Origin of the sequence: Nocardia sp. NPDC057663 (genome assembly GCF_042799895.1) — a bacterium.
GTDB lineage: Bacteria > Actinomycetota > Actinomycetes > Mycobacteriales > Mycobacteriaceae > Nocardia.
This window is the reverse complement of sequence record NZ_JBHVHX010000007.1, coordinates 165,398-183,256: the sequence shown is the minus strand read 5'-3', so window position 1 is coordinate 183,256 and position 17,859 is coordinate 165,398. Positions and strand designations below refer to the sequence as shown.

At 69.7% G+C, this 17,859-nt stretch carries 14 protein-coding genes; 8 read left to right on the top strand and 6 right to left on the bottom strand.

The genetic code is table 11. From position 1 onward, the window contains the following. Positions 1 to 660 precede the first annotated feature (660 nt). A complete protein-coding gene (locus tag ACFVAV_RS18320; RefSeq protein WP_379036116.1) occupies positions 661 to 3,375 on the top strand; it encodes an ATP-binding protein in 2,715 nt (904 codons plus the stop codon). A 90-nt stretch (positions 3,376 to 3,465) separates the two neighbouring features. Further along, a complete protein-coding gene (locus ACFVAV_RS18315) occupies positions 3,466 to 4,509 on the top strand; it encodes an alpha/beta fold hydrolase (RefSeq protein WP_379036244.1) in 1,044 nt (347 codons plus the stop codon). Between the two features lie 70 nt (positions 4,510 to 4,579). Here the strand turns inward: ACFVAV_RS18315 and ACFVAV_RS18310 are convergent, their stop codons facing one another. Genes ACFVAV_RS18310 through ACFVAV_RS18295 form a run of 4 tightly spaced genes read right to left on the bottom strand, consistent with a single transcriptional unit; the run spans position 4,580 to position 8,817 of the window. After that, positions 4,580 to 6,022 (bottom strand): aldehyde dehydrogenase, encoded by a 1,443-nt coding sequence (locus ACFVAV_RS18310; protein ID WP_379036115.1) that lies wholly within the window; start codon positions 6,020 to 6,022, stop codon positions 4,580 to 4,582. Further along, positions 6,019 to 7,485 (bottom strand): dihydrolipoyl dehydrogenase family protein, encoded by a 1,467-nt coding sequence (locus ACFVAV_RS18305; protein WP_379036114.1) that lies wholly within the window; start codon positions 7,483 to 7,485, stop codon positions 6,019 to 6,021. Before ACFVAV_RS18305 ends, ACFVAV_RS18310 begins: the two co-directional genes overlap by 4 nt. A gap of 17 nt (positions 7,486 to 7,502) precedes the next feature. Then, positions 7,503 to 7,949, bottom strand: a complete 447-nt coding sequence (locus tag ACFVAV_RS18300) for a VOC family protein (protein WP_379036113.1) — start codon at positions 7,947 to 7,949, stop codon at positions 7,503 to 7,505. Between the two features lie 37 nt (positions 7,950 to 7,986). After that, positions 7,987 to 8,817 carry an alpha/beta fold hydrolase gene (locus ACFVAV_RS18295; RefSeq protein ID WP_379036112.1) on the bottom strand — a complete coding sequence of 277 codons (831 nt, stop codon included), beginning with the start codon at positions 8,815 to 8,817 and terminating at the stop codon, positions 7,987 to 7,989. 171 nt (positions 8,818 to 8,988) lie between these two features. Here ACFVAV_RS18295 and ACFVAV_RS18290 point away from each other — a divergent pair, with 171 nt between their 5' ends. From ACFVAV_RS18290 to ACFVAV_RS18265, 6 genes are all read left to right on the top strand, one after another. Then, the gene (locus ACFVAV_RS18290; RefSeq protein WP_379036111.1) at positions 8,989 to 9,420 is read left to right on the top strand and encodes a hypothetical protein; all 432 of its coding nucleotides are present in this window, start codon (positions 8,989 to 8,991) and stop codon (positions 9,418 to 9,420) included. Beyond that, on the top strand, positions 9,420 to 10,343 hold the full coding sequence (locus ACFVAV_RS18285) for an alpha/beta fold hydrolase (RefSeq protein WP_379036110.1): 924 nt from the start codon (positions 9,420 to 9,422) through the stop codon (positions 10,341 to 10,343). Before ACFVAV_RS18290 ends, ACFVAV_RS18285 begins: the two co-directional genes overlap by 1 nt. Further along, complete coding sequence (locus tag ACFVAV_RS18280) at positions 10,340 to 10,471, top strand: hypothetical protein (RefSeq protein ID WP_379036109.1); 132 nt, start codon at positions 10,340 to 10,342, stop codon at positions 10,469 to 10,471. The genes ACFVAV_RS18285 and ACFVAV_RS18280 overlap by 4 nt, the downstream gene beginning before the upstream one ends. 16 nt (positions 10,472 to 10,487) lie before the next feature. Beyond that, positions 10,488 to 11,069, top strand: coding sequence for a DUF308 domain-containing protein (locus ACFVAV_RS18275; RefSeq protein ID WP_379036108.1), 582 nt, complete (start codon positions 10,488 to 10,490; stop codon positions 11,067 to 11,069). Positions 11,070 to 11,105: 36 nt separating this feature from the next. Next, positions 11,106 to 11,255, top strand: a complete 150-nt coding sequence (locus tag ACFVAV_RS18270) for a hypothetical protein (protein ID WP_379036107.1) — start codon at positions 11,106 to 11,108, stop codon at positions 11,253 to 11,255. A 120-nt stretch (positions 11,256 to 11,375) separates the two neighbouring features. After that, positions 11,376 to 11,498 carry a hypothetical protein gene (locus ACFVAV_RS18265; RefSeq protein WP_379036106.1) on the top strand — a complete coding sequence of 41 codons (123 nt, stop codon included), beginning with the start codon at positions 11,376 to 11,378 and terminating at the stop codon, positions 11,496 to 11,498. Positions 11,499 to 11,505: 7 nt separating this feature from the next. Here ACFVAV_RS18265 and ACFVAV_RS18260 read toward each other — a convergent pair whose 3' ends face one another. Together ACFVAV_RS18260 and ACFVAV_RS18255 are read right to left on the bottom strand one after the other, a co-directional pair. Then, on the bottom strand, positions 11,506 to 15,636 hold the full coding sequence (locus ACFVAV_RS18260) for an SMI1/KNR4 family protein (protein WP_379036105.1): 4,131 nt from the start codon (positions 15,634 to 15,636) through the stop codon (positions 11,506 to 11,508). 535 nt (positions 15,637 to 16,171) lie between these two features. Beyond that, entirely contained in the window at positions 16,172 to 17,071 is a 900-nt protein-coding gene (locus ACFVAV_RS18255; protein ID WP_379036104.1) for a universal stress protein, read from the bottom strand. Between the last annotated feature and the right edge of the window lie 788 nt (positions 17,072 to 17,859).

Below are 17,859 nucleotides of genomic sequence, written 5' to 3'. Positions count from 1 at the left end.
CGACCTACTCGAAATCGTCACCGCACTCGCCACACCGACCGGCCGACAACACGCACTGAACTCCAGATCCGGAAGGCTCAGCCCACCCACGCCACAACAATCCGGAAACCCCACACCAGACGAAATGTCCCAAATATCCGAAAAGACCGCCGCAAGAACACGCTTTTGTAGCGAGATCACTCCACTTTGCGTGTACTAATGCATGAACGAACCTCGAGGTGCCGTAGCACCGTTGACTGGCTGACCGACGGCAACCGATCAATCCTCGTCAACTCGACAGATTGCCCAACGCCTTTCGCTCGCAATGATTTAGGGCGTCCATGATGCGAAGCTCGAGATCTGACTGGAGGTTCCGTCGTTGCAGTCGACATGCCCCGATCACTTTCACTTCGTCGCCACTCTCGCGGAGTTCGTCCGTCGAGACCTGGGCGACCGATTGAATGCCCGGTGCATGGCGGGATCGGCGGCGGCGCGGCAAGGCCAGTTGTGACGATCACGGCGGCTGATCCGGTGACGGTGGAGTTGTTGTCGGGCTGCGGCCTTGCAACGTTGACCTGTGAGGATTCGGCGACCGTGCCACGGACCCGACCCCCGGACCACCCGTTCGATAAGGTACCGATCGGTCCGCGTGTCGTCGCGGGCCCGGGAGGAGCGCCGCGGATGCCGATGATCGGACGAGACAGCGAGCTGAAGGACTTGGCCGCACTCGTGGCCGCTCCCGAAGAACACAGCGGCGTCGTGATCGAGGGCGAACCCGGAATCGGGAAGTCGACCCTCGTCGAGCAGGCGGTCGCGGCGGCGGCGGACGCGGGGCTGCGGGTGCTGCGGACCACGGGCGTGGAAGCCGAGCACGGCCTCGCCTACGCCGGGCTGCACCGGGTGCTGTATCCGCTGCGACGGGCCTTCGACGCGTTGCCCAGCCGCCAGCGCGAGGCGCTGACCTGCGCGCTGGGGATGTCGGATCTCGTCGACGAGCCGAGCCCGCACCTGGTCGGGCTCGCCGCGCTGACCGTGCTGGCCGATGTCGCGGCCGACCGGCCGCTGCTGGTCGTCGCCGAGGACGCGCACTGGCTCGACCCGGCCAGCGCTGAGGTCCTCGCCTTCGTCGCGCGGCGGATCGATGCCGAACCCCTCGTCCTGGTCGCCACCGTCCGCGACGGCGCGAGCTCACCGCTGCGCGAAGCCGAGCTGTCCACCATGCGGCTGGGACCACTGTCCGACGACGACGCGAACGCGTTGCTCGACCGCATCGCGCCGCGGGCATCGGCCCAGGTCCGGCGCCGCGTGCTCGCCGAGGCCCACGGCAATCCGCTGGCCCTGACCGAACTACCCACGGCCGCAGTCGATCTCGTCGACACCACGGCGGCACTGCCGTTGACCGAACGACTCGAACGCGCCTTCTCGGCGCGCGGCGCGGAACTGCCGGAACACACCAGGTCGGCGTTGCTGGTCGCCGCGCTCGACGACGGCACCGTGCTCGCCGAAATACTCGCGGCCACCGGGCAACTGACCGGATCCACCGTCGACGCGGATGTCCTCGCGCCCGCAGTGACCGCGCGGCTGATCGATATCGGCTCCGGCACAGTGACTTTCCGTCATCCCCTGGTCCGCTCGGCGCTGGTCGCGGCAGCGCGGGCAGAGGAATGCCGCCGCGCGCACCTGGCTCTCGCCGACGTGCTCGCCGGGTCGCCGGATCGCCAGGTGTGGCACCGGGCGGCGGGCGCGGCCGGCCCCGACGAGGACGTGGCGGCGGCACTGGAGGCGACCGCCGAACGCGCCAGGCACCGGGACGGGGCGATCGCGGCTCTGGAACGCGCCGCCTCGCTCAGCGTCGCCCCTGGCCGGCGCGCCGATCGGCTGCTGCGCGCGGCCGAACTTGCCGTCGAATCGGGTCGCCGTGACATCGTGGACCGGCTGGTCGACGCCGCGCGCTCGCTGCCGCTCACCCCCGAGCAGGAAGCCACCGCGAGCTGGGTGCTCAGCGCGCCCGAGGACGGCATCCGCGAAAGCCCCTCGCGGATCGGTGAACTGGCCGCGCTGGCCGCCTCGGTCGCCGCCGAGGGGTACCCGGATCCGGCGCTGCGGATCCTGTGGGGTGCGGCCATGCGGTGCTTCTGGTCCGAGCCGGGACCGGACATCCGGCGCGCGGTCCTCGCCGTCGCCGACTCCTTCGGCATTCCCGACGGCGACCATCGCAAGCTCGCGATCGACTCGATCGTGGCGCCGTTCGAGCGCGGCGACCAGGTTCTGGGTCATCTGCGGGCGCTGGCAGCAACCACCGGGCGTGACCCGGAGGTCGACTACTTTCTCAGCAGCGCCGCCTACCAGGTCGGCGCGTTCGATCTCGCGGCCCGCTTCGCCGGCGCGGCCGCACCCGGCTTCCGCTCCGCCGGCCGGCTGGGCCTGCTGACGCGGGCACTGGCCATCCAGGCGTGGAGCCTGGCCAGGGTCGGTGACCTCGCCGCCGCCGCGCCCATCGCGGCCGAGGCCGCGGCCTTCGCCCTGGAGACCGGGCAGACCTTCATGCATGCCTCCGCCACCGGCGTCCAAGCCGAAATCGCCGCGCTGCGCGGCGATTACGCGGAGGCGGCGGCGATCGCCGCCGACACCGAACGGACCGGACTGGCCGCCGCCGTGCGCCCGGTGCTGGCCACCGTGCAGCTCACGCGCGGGATCATCGCGCTCGGCGAGGGCCGTTTCGACGACGCCTTCACCGATCTGGCCCGCATCCACGATCCACTCGACCCGGCGTATTCGCTGGCACTGTGGGTGTGCTTCCTGACCGAACTCACCGAGGCCGCGGTCCGCGCGGGCCGCACCGCCGCCGTCGCGGACCTGCTGCGCGGTCTGGAACCGGTGGCGGCGGCCACGTCCGCACCCGCCCTGCACATCGGAATGCGGTACGCGCGAGCGGTTCTCGCCGGCGACTCGGCCGCGGAGCGGTTCGCCCAGGCACTGGCGGCCGACCTCACCGGCTGGCCCGCCGAACGCGGCAGACTGCATCTGGCCTACGGCGAGTGGCTGCGCCGCCAGCGCCGGGTGGTCGAATCCAGGACCCATCTGCGCACGGCCAGGGAGATCTTCGATGCCCTCGGCTTCACCGCCTGGAGCGAACGGGCCCGGCTCGAGCTGCGCAGCGCGGGCGAATCCAGCCCGAACCGGGACCCGGACGCGCGCGAACGACTCACCCCGCACGAGCTCAGCATCGCGCAGCTGGCGGCGCAGGGGCTGACGAACCGGGAGATCGGGCAGCGGCTCTATTTGTCGCATCGGACCGTCAGCACGCACCTGCACCGCATCTTCCCGAAACTCGGGATCAGTTCGCGGGGTGACCTCGCGGCACTGCTGCCGACCCTCGACGACCCGGCGGTCTGAGCCGGCGCCGGGCACCGGCGATCGACACCGATTACGTCATCCGACGCACGCGGCGGACCCGGTGCGCTCCCTAGCGTCGAGGGCATGGACATCAATCGACGACGACTTTTCGGTAGCGCGCTCGCGGCGGGTGCCGCGGGCCTGGCCGTGACCTCCCTCGGCGCCTGCGCCACCGAAGCCCCGGCACCGGCCGCGCCCGCCGTTCCGGGCGCGGCGCTGCGAGCAGGCGCGGGAGCAAACACGGCGCTGGGCCCGATCAAGACGGTAGAGGCCGGTGTGCTCGACGTCGCCTACGCCGAATTCGGCCCTGCCTCGGGACAACCCGTGATTCTGCTGCACGGGTGGCCCTACGACCCCTACAGCTACGCCGATGTCGGTCCGATCCTGGCCGGGTCGGGATTCCGGGTACTCGTCCCGTTCCTGCGCGGGTACGGGCCGACCCGCTTCCGGTCCGCGCAGACGCTGCGCAACGGTCAGCAGTCCGCCATCGCGCGCGACATCGTCGACTTCATGGACGCGCTGCGCATCGATTCGGCGGTGCTCGGCGGATTCGACTGGGGCGCACGGACAGTCGACATCATCGCCGCGCTGTGGCCGGAGCGGGTCAAGGCGATGGTCGCGGTGAGCGGGTACCTCGTCACCCAGCAGGCGGCGCAGCAGCAGCCGTTGCCGCCCGCGGCGGAGCTCGGCTGGTGGTATCAGTACTACTTCGCCACCGAACGCGGCCGCCTCGGCTACGCACGCAACCGCCACGACTTCAACAAACTCATCTGGCGAAATGCCTCTCCGGCCTGGGATTTCGACGATGCCACCTACCAGCGCAGCGGTGCCGCCTTCGACAATCCCGACCACGTCGACATCGTCATCTCGAACTATCGCTGGCGGCTCAGCCTGGCGCCGGGCGAACCGCAGTACGACGACTACGAGCAGCGCCTGGCCACCGGACCCACCATCGCCGTCCCCGCCATCACCATCAGCAGCGACTTCGACGGCGCCGCCAAGGACGGAAAGGCCTACCGGGGCAAGTTCACCGGGAAGTACGACCACCGCGTTCTCGACGGTATCGGCCACAACGTCCCGCAGGAGGCACCGCGGCCGTTCGCCCAGGCGATCGTCGACGCCGACCGGATGTGAAGGAACGACACTGCTACACAGAAGAACTCCGGTGCCGGGCAACTGTTGCCCGGCACCGGAGTGCTGTAGGTCAGAAGGTGATGGTCTGGTATTCGGTGTACTGGCCCAGCCCGACCGCCCCGAATTCGCGGCCGATCCCACTGGCTTTGAAGCCGCCGAACGGGCCGTCGAATCCCACCGGCGCGCCGTTGACGGTGACCGTCCCCGTCCGGATCCGGCGCGCGACCGCTAGGGCGGCGTCCTCGTCGGCCGACCACACGCCACCGGAGAGTCCGTAGTCGGAGTCGTCGGCGATGCGGATCGCGTCGTCGATGTCGTCGTAGGGGATGACCACCAGCACCGGGCCGAAGATCTCCTCGCGGGCGATGCGCATGGCCGGTGTCACGTCGGCGAAGACCGTCGGTGTGACGTAGAAGCCGTCGCCGAGGCCGGGCGGTAGTTGCGGCCCGCCACAGACCAGCCGCGCGCCCTCGGCGATGCCTGCTTCGATGTAGTCGCGGACCCGCTGTTGCTGATCGCCCCGGACCATCGGTCCTATGAAGGTGCGCGGATCGCTCGGATCGCCGACCGGCAGCGACTCCACCAGCGCGGCGAGCGCGGCGACCACCTCCGCGTAGCGGCTGCGCGGGGCGAGGATCCGGGTCTGGGCGATACAGGATTCACCGTTGTTCAGCAGTGAACCGAACTTCAGGCCCGCCGTCACCGCGGTCAGGTCGGCGTCCGGCAGGATCACCGCCGCCGATTTCCCGCCCAGCTCGAGGCTGACACGTTTGAGCTGCTCGCCTGCGATGGCGGCGATCCGCCTGCCCGCCCCGGTCGACCCGGTGAACGCGATCTTGTCCACCCGGGGATGCGAGATCAGGTACTCGCTGGTGTCGCGGTCGGCGGGCAGCACGCTGAGCACGCCGTCGGGCAGCCCGACCTGATCCATCAGCTCGGCCAGCACTCCCATGCTCAGCGAATTCTCGGGAGCGGCCTTGAGCACCACCGAATTCCCGGTGAGCAGAGCGGGCAGGATCTTCGCTGTCGCGGCGGCGAAGGGCGAATTCCACGGGATCACCGCGGCGACCACGCCGACCGGCTCCCGGCGGACCACGGTACGGACCGGGTCGGCCGGGTCGGACGGGGTGAGCGTGCGCTCCCACGGGAAGTCCTCGGCCGCGGTGAAGTAGGCGTGCGCCTGCCGGGTCAGCCCCGTCTGGCCCGCCGTGGTGAACCAGGCGGCCGAACCGTTCTCCGCGGTGATGAGCGCGGCGATGCGGTCGGCCTGGGCGGTGCGGAGTTCGTCGAAGCGCCGGAGCGCGGCGATGCGCTGCGCCGGCGGGGTGTCGCGCCAGACGCGGCTGTCGAAGGCCGCGGCGGCCGCCGCCACCGCCAGGTCCACGTCCGTGGGTTGGGCCTGCGCCGCTCGGCCGACGACCGAGCGGTCGTGCGGGGAGAGGATCTCCAGGAGCGCGGGCTCGCTGGGTTCGGTCCACGTGCCGCCGACATAGAGCCGGTCGTAGGAGATCACGCGACCTCTCCTCGTGCCGGTGGCTGCTGCTGGTCGCGATAGGTTTCCAGCAGCCGCAGCCAGACCTCGCCGATGGTGGGGAACGACGGCACGGCATGCCAGAGCCGTTCCAGGGGAACCTCTCCGGTGATCGCGACGGTCGCCGAGTGCAGCAGTTCAGCCACCCCGGGACCGGCGAAGGTGGCACCGACGACGACACCGCGATCCGGGTCGATGAGAACGCGCGCCCGGCCCCGGTACCCGGGATCGTGCTGGATCGCCCCGGCGACGTGGCCGATCTCGTAGTCGACCACATGCACCGCCCGTTCGGCGCGGGCGGCGTCGGCGGTGGTGAGGCCGACCGAAGCGATCTCCGGGTCGGTGAACACCACCTGCGGCACCGCGTCCAGATCAGCGGTGGCGGCGTGCGCGCCCCAGCGTCCGGCGTCCAGTGCCTGTCCGCGCGCCCGGGCGGCGATGACGGCCCCGGCGATGCGGGCCTGGTACTTGCCCTGGTGGGTGAGCAGGGCCCGGCGATTGACGTCGCCGACCGCGTACAGCCACGCACCCTCGACCGCCGTGACGGTGAGCGTGTCGTCGGTGCTCAGCCACTGGCCCGGCGTCAGGCCGACGGTGTCGACGCCGAGGTCGGTGGTTCGCGGTGCGCGCCCGGTCGCCAGCAGCAGCTCGTCGGCGACCAGCCGGGTGCCGTCGGCGAGGGTGAGGTGCACGCCGTCGTCGCCGCGCCGCGCCGCCGCGACGGTGGTGCCCAGCCGCAGGTCCACCCCCGCCTCCCGGAGCCGTTCGGTGACCAGGTCGGCGGCGAACGGCTCGACGCGCTCCAGCAGCCGGGTTTCCCGGGCGAGCAGGGTCACCCGGGCGCCGAGTGCCTGCCAGGCGGTGGCCATCTCGACCGCGACGACCCCCGCGCCGAGGATCGCGAGCCGGTCGGGCACCGTCTGCGCGGCGGTGGCCTCCCGACTCGTCCACGGCCGCAGCGCGTCCAGATCGGGCAGCGGCGGCAGCGCGGCCGAGGTGCCGGTGCACAGGGCGACCGCGTGCCGGGCGGTGAGCCGCACGGTGCTGCCGTCGGGCGTGCGGACCGTCACCTGTTTCGGCCCGTCGAGCCGGCCGTGGCCGCGCACCAGGTCGACCCGGACGGAGTCGAGCCAGGCGAGCTGGTCCTGGTCGTTCCAGTCGGCGGCCATGCGGTCGCGATGCTTCAGCACCGCGGCCGCGTCGAGGCCGCCGGTCACCGCGCTCGCCACGCCGGGGAAGCGGGCTGCCTCGTGATAGAGCAGCGCCGGGCGCAGTAGCGCCTTGCTGGGTTCGCAGGCCCAGTACGAGCATTCGCCGCCGACCAGTTCGGCTTCGACGATCACGGTGCTCAGCCCGGCGGCGCTGGTTCGGTCGGCGACGTTCTCGCCGACCGGCCCCGCGCCGATCACCACGACATCGTAGATACGGGTTTCGTTGTCGGACATGATGTTCCCCTTCGCGGTCAGCGGCCGGGCGCGCGCTGGGTGACTTCCTGCAGGAACCAGCCGTTGCCGTCGGGGTCGGCGAACGCCGCGAAGGAACCGTAGGAACGCCGCTGCGGGTCGGCGCCCGGCACGCGGTGCTCGGTGCCGGGGTGGTGGAACACGCCGGTGGCGTCGCGGAACGGGCCCTCGACCTCGATACCTCGCCCGGTCAGTGCCACGACGGCCTGCTCGATATCGGTGACGATCAGGTGCAGGCCGTGCAGGGATCCCGGTGCGGCCGTGGCGACTGCGGTGCCGAAGATGATCGAGCACTTCGAGCCGGGCGGGGTGACCTGCACGACGCGATAGCCCTCGTCCACCGGGAAATCGGCGTCGAGCCGGAAGCCGAGCCGGTCGACATAGAAGGCTTTGGCGCGATCGACGTCGGCGACGGGCAGCACGACGACTTCCAGTTTCATATCCATGATCGGTGTTCTCCTCGAAGGGTTTTCGTACTCGGTGTCAGTGGGTCGCGGCGGCTTGTTCGATGACGTCGGCGACGACATCGGGATGCGAGACGGCCACCGAATGCGACGCGGCGACCTCGGTGATCCGCGAATGCGCCCGCTCGGCCATGAACCGCTGCGCTTCGGCCGGGATATTGAGGTCCTGGGTGGTGACCACGGCCCAGCTGGGCTTGTCGGTCCAGGCGGCCACGGTGGCCTTCTCCTCGAGCGCGGCCTGCGCGATCGGGCGCTGGGCGGCGGCGGCCAGCGCGGCACGCTCGGCGGGTACGTCGGCGGCGAATTGGGCGGGGAACTTCGCCTGCTGGATGTACAGATCGGTGCCGGCGCTGCCGTCCGCGGCGGTGAACGGGACCGGATCGAGGGTGCCGGGCAGGGTGGAGCCGGGGAACTTGCCGGTCAGCTCGAGCGCGGTCTCCCCCACGGCCGGCTGGAAGGCCGCCACATAGACCAGTGACCGCACCTGGTCGTTGCCCGCGGCGGCCGCGCTGATGACCGATCCGCCGTAGGAATGCCCGACCAGGATCACCGGGCCCTCGATATGGCTGATCACGCTGCGCACGACCGCCGCGTCCACGGCCGGACCACGCAGCGGATTGGCCACCGCGACAACGGGATACCGGTCCGCGATGAGCTTGCCGGCGACGTCGTTCCAGCTCGAGCCGTCCGCGAACGCGCCGTGGACCAGGACCACAGTCGGGCGCGGCGCGTCCAGCGTCGGCCCCGCCTGGGTGGTGGTGCTCGCGGTGCAGGCGACGGCGAGCGCGCCCGCGGCGACGGCGGCCGTGGCCGCCGCGAGGATCCGGTGCGGGCGTCGGATGTCGACCATGTCGGTGGTCCTTTCGAACGAACAGGTGGGAGTGGTTCCACCTTCCGCCGCACCGCCCGGCCGCCACATCTGTCATCTGACGCCGACCATGACGTAGTCACCCGCGATTACGTCACCGCCTGCGTCATCCGACAGATTCGGCGGGTGGTCGCCGGCGGCGATCGTTGTGCCATGACAACGATCCGCTTCCACCTGCTGTCCACCCTGACTCCCGCCGAGGTCGTGGGCGTGCTCACCGACTTCGGGCCCACCCGGCCCGAGATCTGGTCGAACTCCATCGACGCCGAGCACTTCGTGGTGCACGACCGGGGCGAGACCTGGGCCGAGATCACCGAGGGCAACGCCACCGCCTGGGAACGCGCCCGCTACGACTGGGACCCCGCGGGCGACACCGTCACCGTCACCACGCTGGACTCCAAGCTCTTCGGCGCGGGCGGCGGCTGGGTCTTCCGCGCCACTCCCACCGCACAGGGCTCGCGCGTCGACGTCGAACTGACCCGGACGCCCACCGCGTTCAAGGGCAAGATCCTGGCGGCGCTGCTGCCGCTGGTCGGCCCGTCCTCGCTGCGCAAGTCCTTCGCCGCACCGCTGCGGGCCGCGTGATGTCCGGAACGCTGACACCCGGCACCCATGCCTTCGACTCCGACGGCGTGACTCAGCGGTACCACGTGTACGGCACTGGACCGGTCTGCCTGGTCCACCCGGGCGGGCCGGGCATCCACTGGGAATACCTGCGCATGCCCGCACTCGAAGAGCACCTGACCATGGTGTACATCGAGGCGCTGGGAACCGGCGAGTCCGGTCGGCTGCCCACCCACCCGAACGGCTACACCCGCGAGCGCTACAGCACGGCGCTGCGCCGCGTCGTCGACCGGCTCGGCGTCTCGCGGGTGTATCTGCTCGGGCATTCGCACGGCGCGTTCGTCGCCGCCTATCACGCTATCCACCATCCGGCCGCGCTCGCGGGAATCATCCTGTACGAGGGCGCGCCGGTGACCGGGCCCGAGCACGGTGCCGAGGCCGCGCGGCGGCTGCGCGAATTCGTCACCGCGCACGCCGGACGCCCCGAACTGCCCGACATCCTCGCCGCTTTCGGTGCGATGCAGGACATTTCGAACGATGTGCAGACCCTCGCCGTCGCCCGGGGCATCCTGCCCGCCTACCTCGCCGACTACTGGGGCGACGAACCCCGCTGGGCAGCGGTCCGGGACGCGCTGCGCGCCGGGTACATCTCGGGGCTGGACGCGCTCGGCGCGCCCGATCTCGTCGACGACCGGGCTGACCTGCCCGCGCTCACCGTGCCCGCGCTGGTCGTGGTCGGCCGCTTCGATGTGATCTGCGGGCCGCGCTGGGCGCAGGAGCTGCACGACCGCATTCCCGATTCGCGGCTGGTGGTCCTGGAGAACAGCGGCCACCTGGGACATCTCGAGGAACCCGGACGCTTCGCCGAGGCGGTGCGCGACTTCGTTCTCGCCACACCCGCGCCGTCGGCGAGCGGCGAAACAGCAGGCAGGAGCCCGCAATGACCGAACGTCCTTTCATCGCAGCGCTTTTCGTCACCGGGCCGATCGCGATGCTGATCTGGTCGGAAACCGCCGTACTGCACGGCCGCGGCCCCGGCCCACGCGAACTTCTGGGCCGAGCGCAATCCTGATCGAACGGAAGAATCCATGAACAAGACCGCAGTACAGGCTGTTTCGACGACGGAACGGTCGTCGCTGATCCGGCTCTCGCTGGGCCGCGGTGTGCTGGCGATCGGGTGGGCGCTCGCCTTCGCCGTCGTGAGCGACACCCTGGGCGTGGTGGCCGTGGCGCTGCTCGTCGCCTATCCGCTGATCGATGCCGTGTCGTCGCTGATCGACTACCAGGAGATGCCCGACGGCCCCGAACGCCGGGTGACGGCGCTGAACGGTGCCCTGAGCGCGGTCGTCGCCGTCGCGCTCGGCATCGCCGGAGCCGTGGGCGGTGTGGGCGCAGTGCTGGGCGTCTTCGGGGCCTGGGCCGTGGTGTCGGGCGCGGCGCAGCTGGTCGTCGGCCTGCGCCGGCGCGGCCCTGTCTTCGGCAAGCAGTGGCCGACGCTGATTTCCGGCGGCCTGTCCTTCCTGGTCGGCCTCACCTATCTGGCCCAGGCGGCGGGCGACTCGCCATCGCTGCACGTGCTGTCCGTCTACGCCACCGGCGGCGGCGTCTTCTTCCTCGCCCAGGCGGCGCTACTGGCGTGGAAGTCGCGCCAGAGTGCCGGAACCAACTGACAGACACTCCGATTCGACACCCGCGAGGAGCATTCCATGGCACAGCGGCTACGCGGAAAGACGGCGCTGATCACCGGATCCACCAGCAATATCGGACATTCCATCGCGCTCGCGTTCGGCGCGGAGGGAGCCCACGTCATCGTGTCGGGACGTGACCGTGCGATGGAAAAGCTGGGTATCGGCTGACCAATCACACGTCTGGCCCGGCAGGGTTGTCTGCCGGGCCACACGATTTCCATGGGGCTGCATCGAGAATATCGGGCATCGCCCATCCGCCCGCCGCGAGCAGATGAATCCCATCGCTCCGTGCTCCGGCGTAGTGGCCAATACTGCAACGGCAGTGCCGAATGGTGGCGTCCCGAACTCGGGATCGGTATCGACGCACTCGCAGACACCTATGCCACCTTCGCACGCAACCTGCTCGGGTGACCGCGCGTCAGCCAGCGGTCTCCCGGTAGCCGCTCTTCTGTTTGGCGGCAATCGCTTTCGCCGCCTGCGCGGCGGCCTTGGCCGCGTCGGCGTAACGCTTGGCGCTGACGGTCCCCACGGCGCCTTCCCTGCCGTGCCGGGTAGCGACGATGTCGAGGCCCGGATCGGTGATGATCTCCCAGAACTTGGTGCCGTGCGGCCCGGTCGCCTCGAAGTACTGGCGGGTGAGATGGGGGCCGCGCCGCTGGCCGCCGAAGAGCATCATTGTTTCGGGCGCGGCCTGTTCGAGGTAATAGGAGAATTGGCTCAGGAACGAGGTCGCCAGGATCCACGACAACGACCGCTCCCAGTACGCATCGGCCGGATGTTTAGCCGGGTGAGCGAAGACCCGGTCGTCGGAATCGGGTGATACATCGGAGAACACGGTGTCGACCGTGCCGTCGAGCCCCACCACCAGCACGTTCATGGCAGACAGTACGGGGCTCCACTTGTGTTGGCGCTCACCGCGCAACGTGGCTACGTACTTCTCCCCGAGCTTGCGCATGCGGACTTGTTCCCGCCGTACCTCGGCGGGGCCGAGCAGGCGTAGACCGGTCTCTCCGAAGTGCCATTCGGCGTGGCCGATGCGCTGCCACAGCGTGCGCAGGCTCTCGGGCAGCGGTGCCCCGAGTTCGGCTTCGAGGGCGTCGATATCCTCCGGCGCAGCCGCCGGGCCGATCTCCACCCCGAACCTGTCCAGACTGGGCGAATGCGCGGTGAAGCCCTGTGCCGCCAGATATTCCGCGATCTCGCCGAGGGCGGCGACATGCCAGGCGGGGTCCTGATTGTCATCGCGGATGCGGGCGCGGACCCATTCGGCGACGGTCAGTTCTTCACGCACCCGATAGCCATCCCAGGTCACCCACTCCAGGCAGGACAGTGCCGCGCCGTCGCGATACAGCTCCAACTCCCGGCGTTCCTGGGCAGCCTCGACGGCCGGGTCCACGGCGAACAGGAGCTGGTCGAAGGCCATCAGGCGCTCGGTGGCGGCATCGGGCCTGCGGAAGGTACGCATGATCGCCCCACGGCCGGGCAGATACCACGGGTCGGATTCGGTGTACTTCGCCGCCGCGCAGGTGGCTTTCATTCGGGCGAAGGCATTTTCGGCGGCGGCATGGTCGGGGAAGGTGAGACCGACCGTGTCGAAGCGGCCGTTGTTCACGCCCCACCGGTACACGATGCGATCGAGATAGCGCACCAGTTCGACGAATTCGTTGCCTGAACCCGTCCACAGGAGCGAGCGCTCGGATTGCTCGTCCACCTCGCCGACGAAATCCCGCATTCCGTTATGGCCGATCGGGTTCGCCCGAAAGGGGGTGTCGCCCATGCCGAAACCGTCGAAGGCGTGGACGTCTCGCTCCGAATCGAGGAACCACACCTCCCCCGTGGCCCGGTCGGCGAGCAGGCGTCGCCGCAGGCTGGTGCCGGCCAGGGCGCCGAGGTCGTCGTCACCGATTCGGGTGAGCGGCCGCCCCGCCGCACGCGCCCGCTCGCCCTTGTCGAGCAGGGCGCGCCGCGCCGAATCGGCATCCCCCGACAGCACTTCGGCCAACCGCGTGCGCAGGTCGTCCGCGTCGAGCGGATCGGTCCAGTCCCGCCCACGGGACAGGCTGTCGGGTCCGACCGCCGCAGCGGCGATAGATTCTCTACTCGCGTAGGCGGTGCGGACAAGGTCGAAGTCATCCGCCTCCAGCGCCGCCAGGATGCCGGTGGACAGCGCGTACTTGAACACCCGCTGCTCGGTCTCGTCCGAGGGTGTGGGCCAGCCGCTGATCTCGCGCAGCAATTCCACCTGGGGCCACCGCTGCGCGACGTGATCGGCGAGGGCATTGGCGTAGTGCGCCGCGGCGCGGGCGTCACGCCGATCGCGCAACCGCCGCATGACATCCCGGTGCACCTCGGCCGAGAAGATCTCGCCGAGAGCGTTTCCCATGCGCCAGATGCTGCGCCGTTCGGTGAACAGCCGTTCGATCAGTGCGGCGCGCGCGATGTCGGAATCCAGTTTTCGCACAGCGGAATACAGGTTGGCTACTACATCCTCGAGCTGACCGTCCACCGTCTGCCCATGGCTGAGTACCGGACTGTTCGCCGGGTTCGAGTCGGCATAGCGACGTCCGTAGTCGTCGAGCGCCTCGATGAGGTAGTCCTGTGCACCCGCGTGCCGGAAGCCGTACAGCTGATGGCCCGCCGCATTGCGCGCGGCGATTCCGGGATGCGTCAGTACGGTGTCGATCATGGCGGCGGCGGCCCGCACGGCCTGCTCCGGCGACACCCGCCGCAGCACACACTGCTCCTCGCTCGAATCGAACAGCTGCTCCCACAGCGCCTCGACCGTGCTGGTCGGCGCAGGCAGTGCCGCCAGCCGCAGCAGTTCGTCGAAGATCGGCGGGTGATGCGCCACCGGGGCCAGCGCGAGGCAGACGGCCTTCTTCAGGTCGTCGTTGTACATCTCGCCGAGGATGTCGGAGGCATCGGGCTCCACTGTGTGCTCGAGCAGCCGGATGAACACGGGGACGAGGACGCTGTCCGGGGAGTCCACCCGAAGCCCCTGGACGATGCGGGTGCGAGTCTCGGCGGGCAGCAATTGGATACCGGTGGCGGCCAGTGTGGCGCGATCAGGGCGCGCACCGTCCAGAATGATGCCCAGCGCCCACTCGATCACCTCGGCGGGCGATTCGGCGATGTCCGCGCACAGCAGAACGCGTTGTGCGACAACCTCGCTCAGCCCGCTGTCGATATCCGCCAGGATCGCGGCGGGGTCACCCTCAGCGTCGCGCAGCCGCTCCAGGTAGGCCGACGATGCCTCCGCGCGGTCCCAGCGGTGGTCGAGCTCCGCACGGGTCAGCACGGGTTCGGCCGCGCACAGTTCGTGTGACCGCCGCAGGGCGGTCAGGCACGCCCTGCTGTACGGGTCCTTGGCGAGCAGCTCCCGCGCCGCCTCGGCGAGCGCGGCGCCGTCGCGTACCAGCGGCAACGCGGTGGACAGCGCCCACACTCGGGTCGACCACGCGCAGGTGGAGGCGGGCAGCAGACGCACGAGGGTGTCGGCGGCCGGGCTGTGGTCGCGCCCGGCCCGCCGATCCGCGTCGGCGCGCAGCAGTGCGGTACCCGTCGTGACGGGCATGCGGCTCAGGGCGGCCATCACCCCCTCGGTGGTGAGCGTCCCGCTGTTCAGCCCGTGGACGATCCAGCTCGCCCGGCCCAGCGGCTCGTGCTCCGGGGCCATCTCCAGGCTCGTCAGCGCGGCCCTCGCCAGCGCCTCGTCATCGGAAGCGACGTACTGCTGTAGGAGCGAGCGGCGGATGCGGAAATCCGGCACGGACGGCACATCGCCGTCGATCCCCAGCGTGCCGAAGACCTCGACGAAGGCGTCCAGCAGTTCGGGACGCTCCTGGGCACGGGCGATCTCGTCGAGTACGCGGGCGCGTTCGTCGTCCTGTGCGAGCAGGCTGGTATGCAGCAGCCAGTAGATGGCCAGATGCGGATCCCGATGCAGCAGCGGCAATTCCACCTCGAGCACCTTCCGGGCATCGATATCGCTCCACAGATGTGCGAAGTGCCCGGCGGCGCTGGAGGCCAGCTCCTCGGCGGATTGCATGGGCTTTCCGTCGCGCAGCAGCGGCTGAGCCAGCAGCCATACCAGCCACTGGCAGCGTTGCGCCAGTTCCGCGCTGGTCGGGGTCGGCCCGGTATCCGCGGCGGATGACGACGGACGGAATGAGTCTCGGATATCGAACTTCGAACGCTCGTCCTCGTCGTTCGCCTCGGCGCGCTCGAGCTCGTCCAGGTAGGCCGGCCAGTCGTCGAAAGAGTCGAACCACAGCTCCAGTTCCCGGGTTTCGTGATCCTGCCACCACACCCGTCCGCTGCCGCGCAGATCCAACAGCGTGTAATCGTCTCCCTCGTCGTCGAGAACGACGAAGCCGCTCAGCGATTTGTCGATCGCGCCGAAGTACGGGTAGTTGATCGCCAGGTGGGCGTCCACGAGCGAGCCGCGATCACCCACCCAATACTCGAGCAGCTGATCGTCCATGGCGTCGGCCACGCGAACGGGCACGGGCACGCCGAAGTAGCGGCTGGCGGACAGGTGCAGGTCCATAGATTCTTCCTGATATCGAAATGTTGCTGTACCGGTGGAAAAGACGGGTCGTGTCCGAGAGTGGCTCGGCGATCGCTGAGAGGCGGCGAGGCAAACCGTCCAGACGAATGATCGTTTGGTTCGGCAGGCTACTGCGCGGCTGTGACAAAAACGGCTCCCGCTTCCCCGGAACGGGCCGTCACACTGGCCGAGGCCGATGCCCGCCTCGGCGCGATGCCGCCGCTCAGCATTCGCGCGAGGCCACTGTCGTCTGCGCCGCCGGATCCGACACGAGCCCGAAGACGCGCGAATCGAGCATCGCGGTGCCCTGCGCTGTTTCCAGCTCCGGGGCGACGGCAGGGAAGCAGCTGGCACGGCTCCGAGTCTTCCTCGGTAGCAGTGTCGTTGGCGTGGCGCAGGGCCGCGGCGGATTCGACGGCGCGACCGAGCTGCCCGGCCAGATCGGGGTGGTCGGGCACAAGGACTCGAATTCGACATGGGAATGATTCACCAACCGGGGTTCGGTACACCGGTCGATGTCAACGGAACAGGACGTTCAGTGCTCTGTCCCGCGATGGACGACCATGACCGGACACTGCGCGTGCTGGACCAGCGCATTACTCGTCGACCCCAGCAGCAGGCCCCGGAAACCACCGCGCCCCCGGCTCCCGGTGACCACCAGCTGCGCCTCGGCGGACCATTCGAGGAGATGATGGGCCGGGCTGTAGCGATAGACCTGCGGCTCGACCTCGACCGCGGGATGTTCCGACCGGCCCGGCGCGAGCACCTCGGTCAGCAGCCGGTGCGATTCCGCGAGCGATTCGGCATCGTCGACCGGATCCGGCAGGGCGGCCGCCTTCTCGAAGCGCAGGTCGTCCCAGGTGTGGACGGCGACCAAGGGCACGCCACGCAGCGCGGCCTCAGTGAAGGCCGCTGCCGCGGCGGCCCGGCTGAGATCGCTACCGTCCACCCCGACCACGACCGGCAGGTCGGCGCGCGCGTCGGCATCACCGCGCACCACGACGACGGTGCCGGCCGCGTGCGCGGTCACCGCGAGCAGCGTGGAACCCAGCCGATTTCCCCCACGCCCGGCACCGATCACCGTGAGATGGGCGCCGTCCGATCGCGCGACGAGCGCGTCGGCAGCGTCTTCCTCGGTGAGTTCGACCGCTACCGCCAGGTCGGGATCGATCGAGCCGACCAATCGACGCGCATTCTGGAGACGCTCCGCACCCTGCGCGCGGACGGTGTCCGGCAGCGAGGGCGTGAACAGGTCGAAACGCCCGAAAATCGACTGTACGGCGCTGATTTCGAGGGCGCACAGCAGACGGAGCGGACGCCGCCGAGCCACTGCGGCGCGGGCGGCCCAGCGCACCACCGAATCACTGTGCCCGTCGATACCGACCACGACCGGCGCCGACTCACGATCCGGGGTATCGGCTACCGGGCTGCCCATGGTCGCGGCCTTTCGCGTCGGAGAGGCGTGGTGCTGCTGATGGTGCTCGGCCCAATCCTAGAAGTTCCCGGTCGGAGGACGAGAATGTGGGTCCGGCATGATGCCGAACCTATTCTTCTGGTGGAGCTAAGGGGGCAACAGAGACCAATCCGTACCGACAGACCGCGATCGTCAGATCGGATAGGAACCCACGATGACCAGGCGATTCCAGTTGCCCATGTCTTGCGTGTCCTGCCGAGGGCACGAACCTGCGACAGCGTGACCTCCTCGGTCGCTAGGCGGGTAGAGGCGAAAATGCCCGGCGGGTCGAGCCGCCGACCACCACACCCATCACGTCGAGCCTGGCCGACCGCTATTCCGCCGGGCTGAGCACGTGTGCGGGGCACCACTGGTGGAGCTGGAGCTGTCCGTGCCCATTGCCGGTCACCAGGTTGAAGGTGCACAGGCCCATCCGCTGCCCCCCACGTCGAAGCCGGGCAACGGCTACCTTCTCGTCGGCCCGACGAAGAACGGGTCCGGCGAGTAGACAGCTGTCGGTGGTGACGCTTCCAGTCGCCACCGACCACTGACAAGGTGGCGGGCACCGTGATCAATGCCCGCCACTCTGCGTCCTGCCACGGGGCGAAGTCAGTAGTCGAAGTCGGGATCGGCGAAGAGCCTGCAGGCGAAGAGGATGCGTGCACGGAGCCGCGAACCCCGTACCGTCCCTGCTATTTTCATCAACCGCACCAAGCGCTGCGTGACCTGGCAATCCACGCGAACCACTGGTAACCAGTGCAGTTGGAACA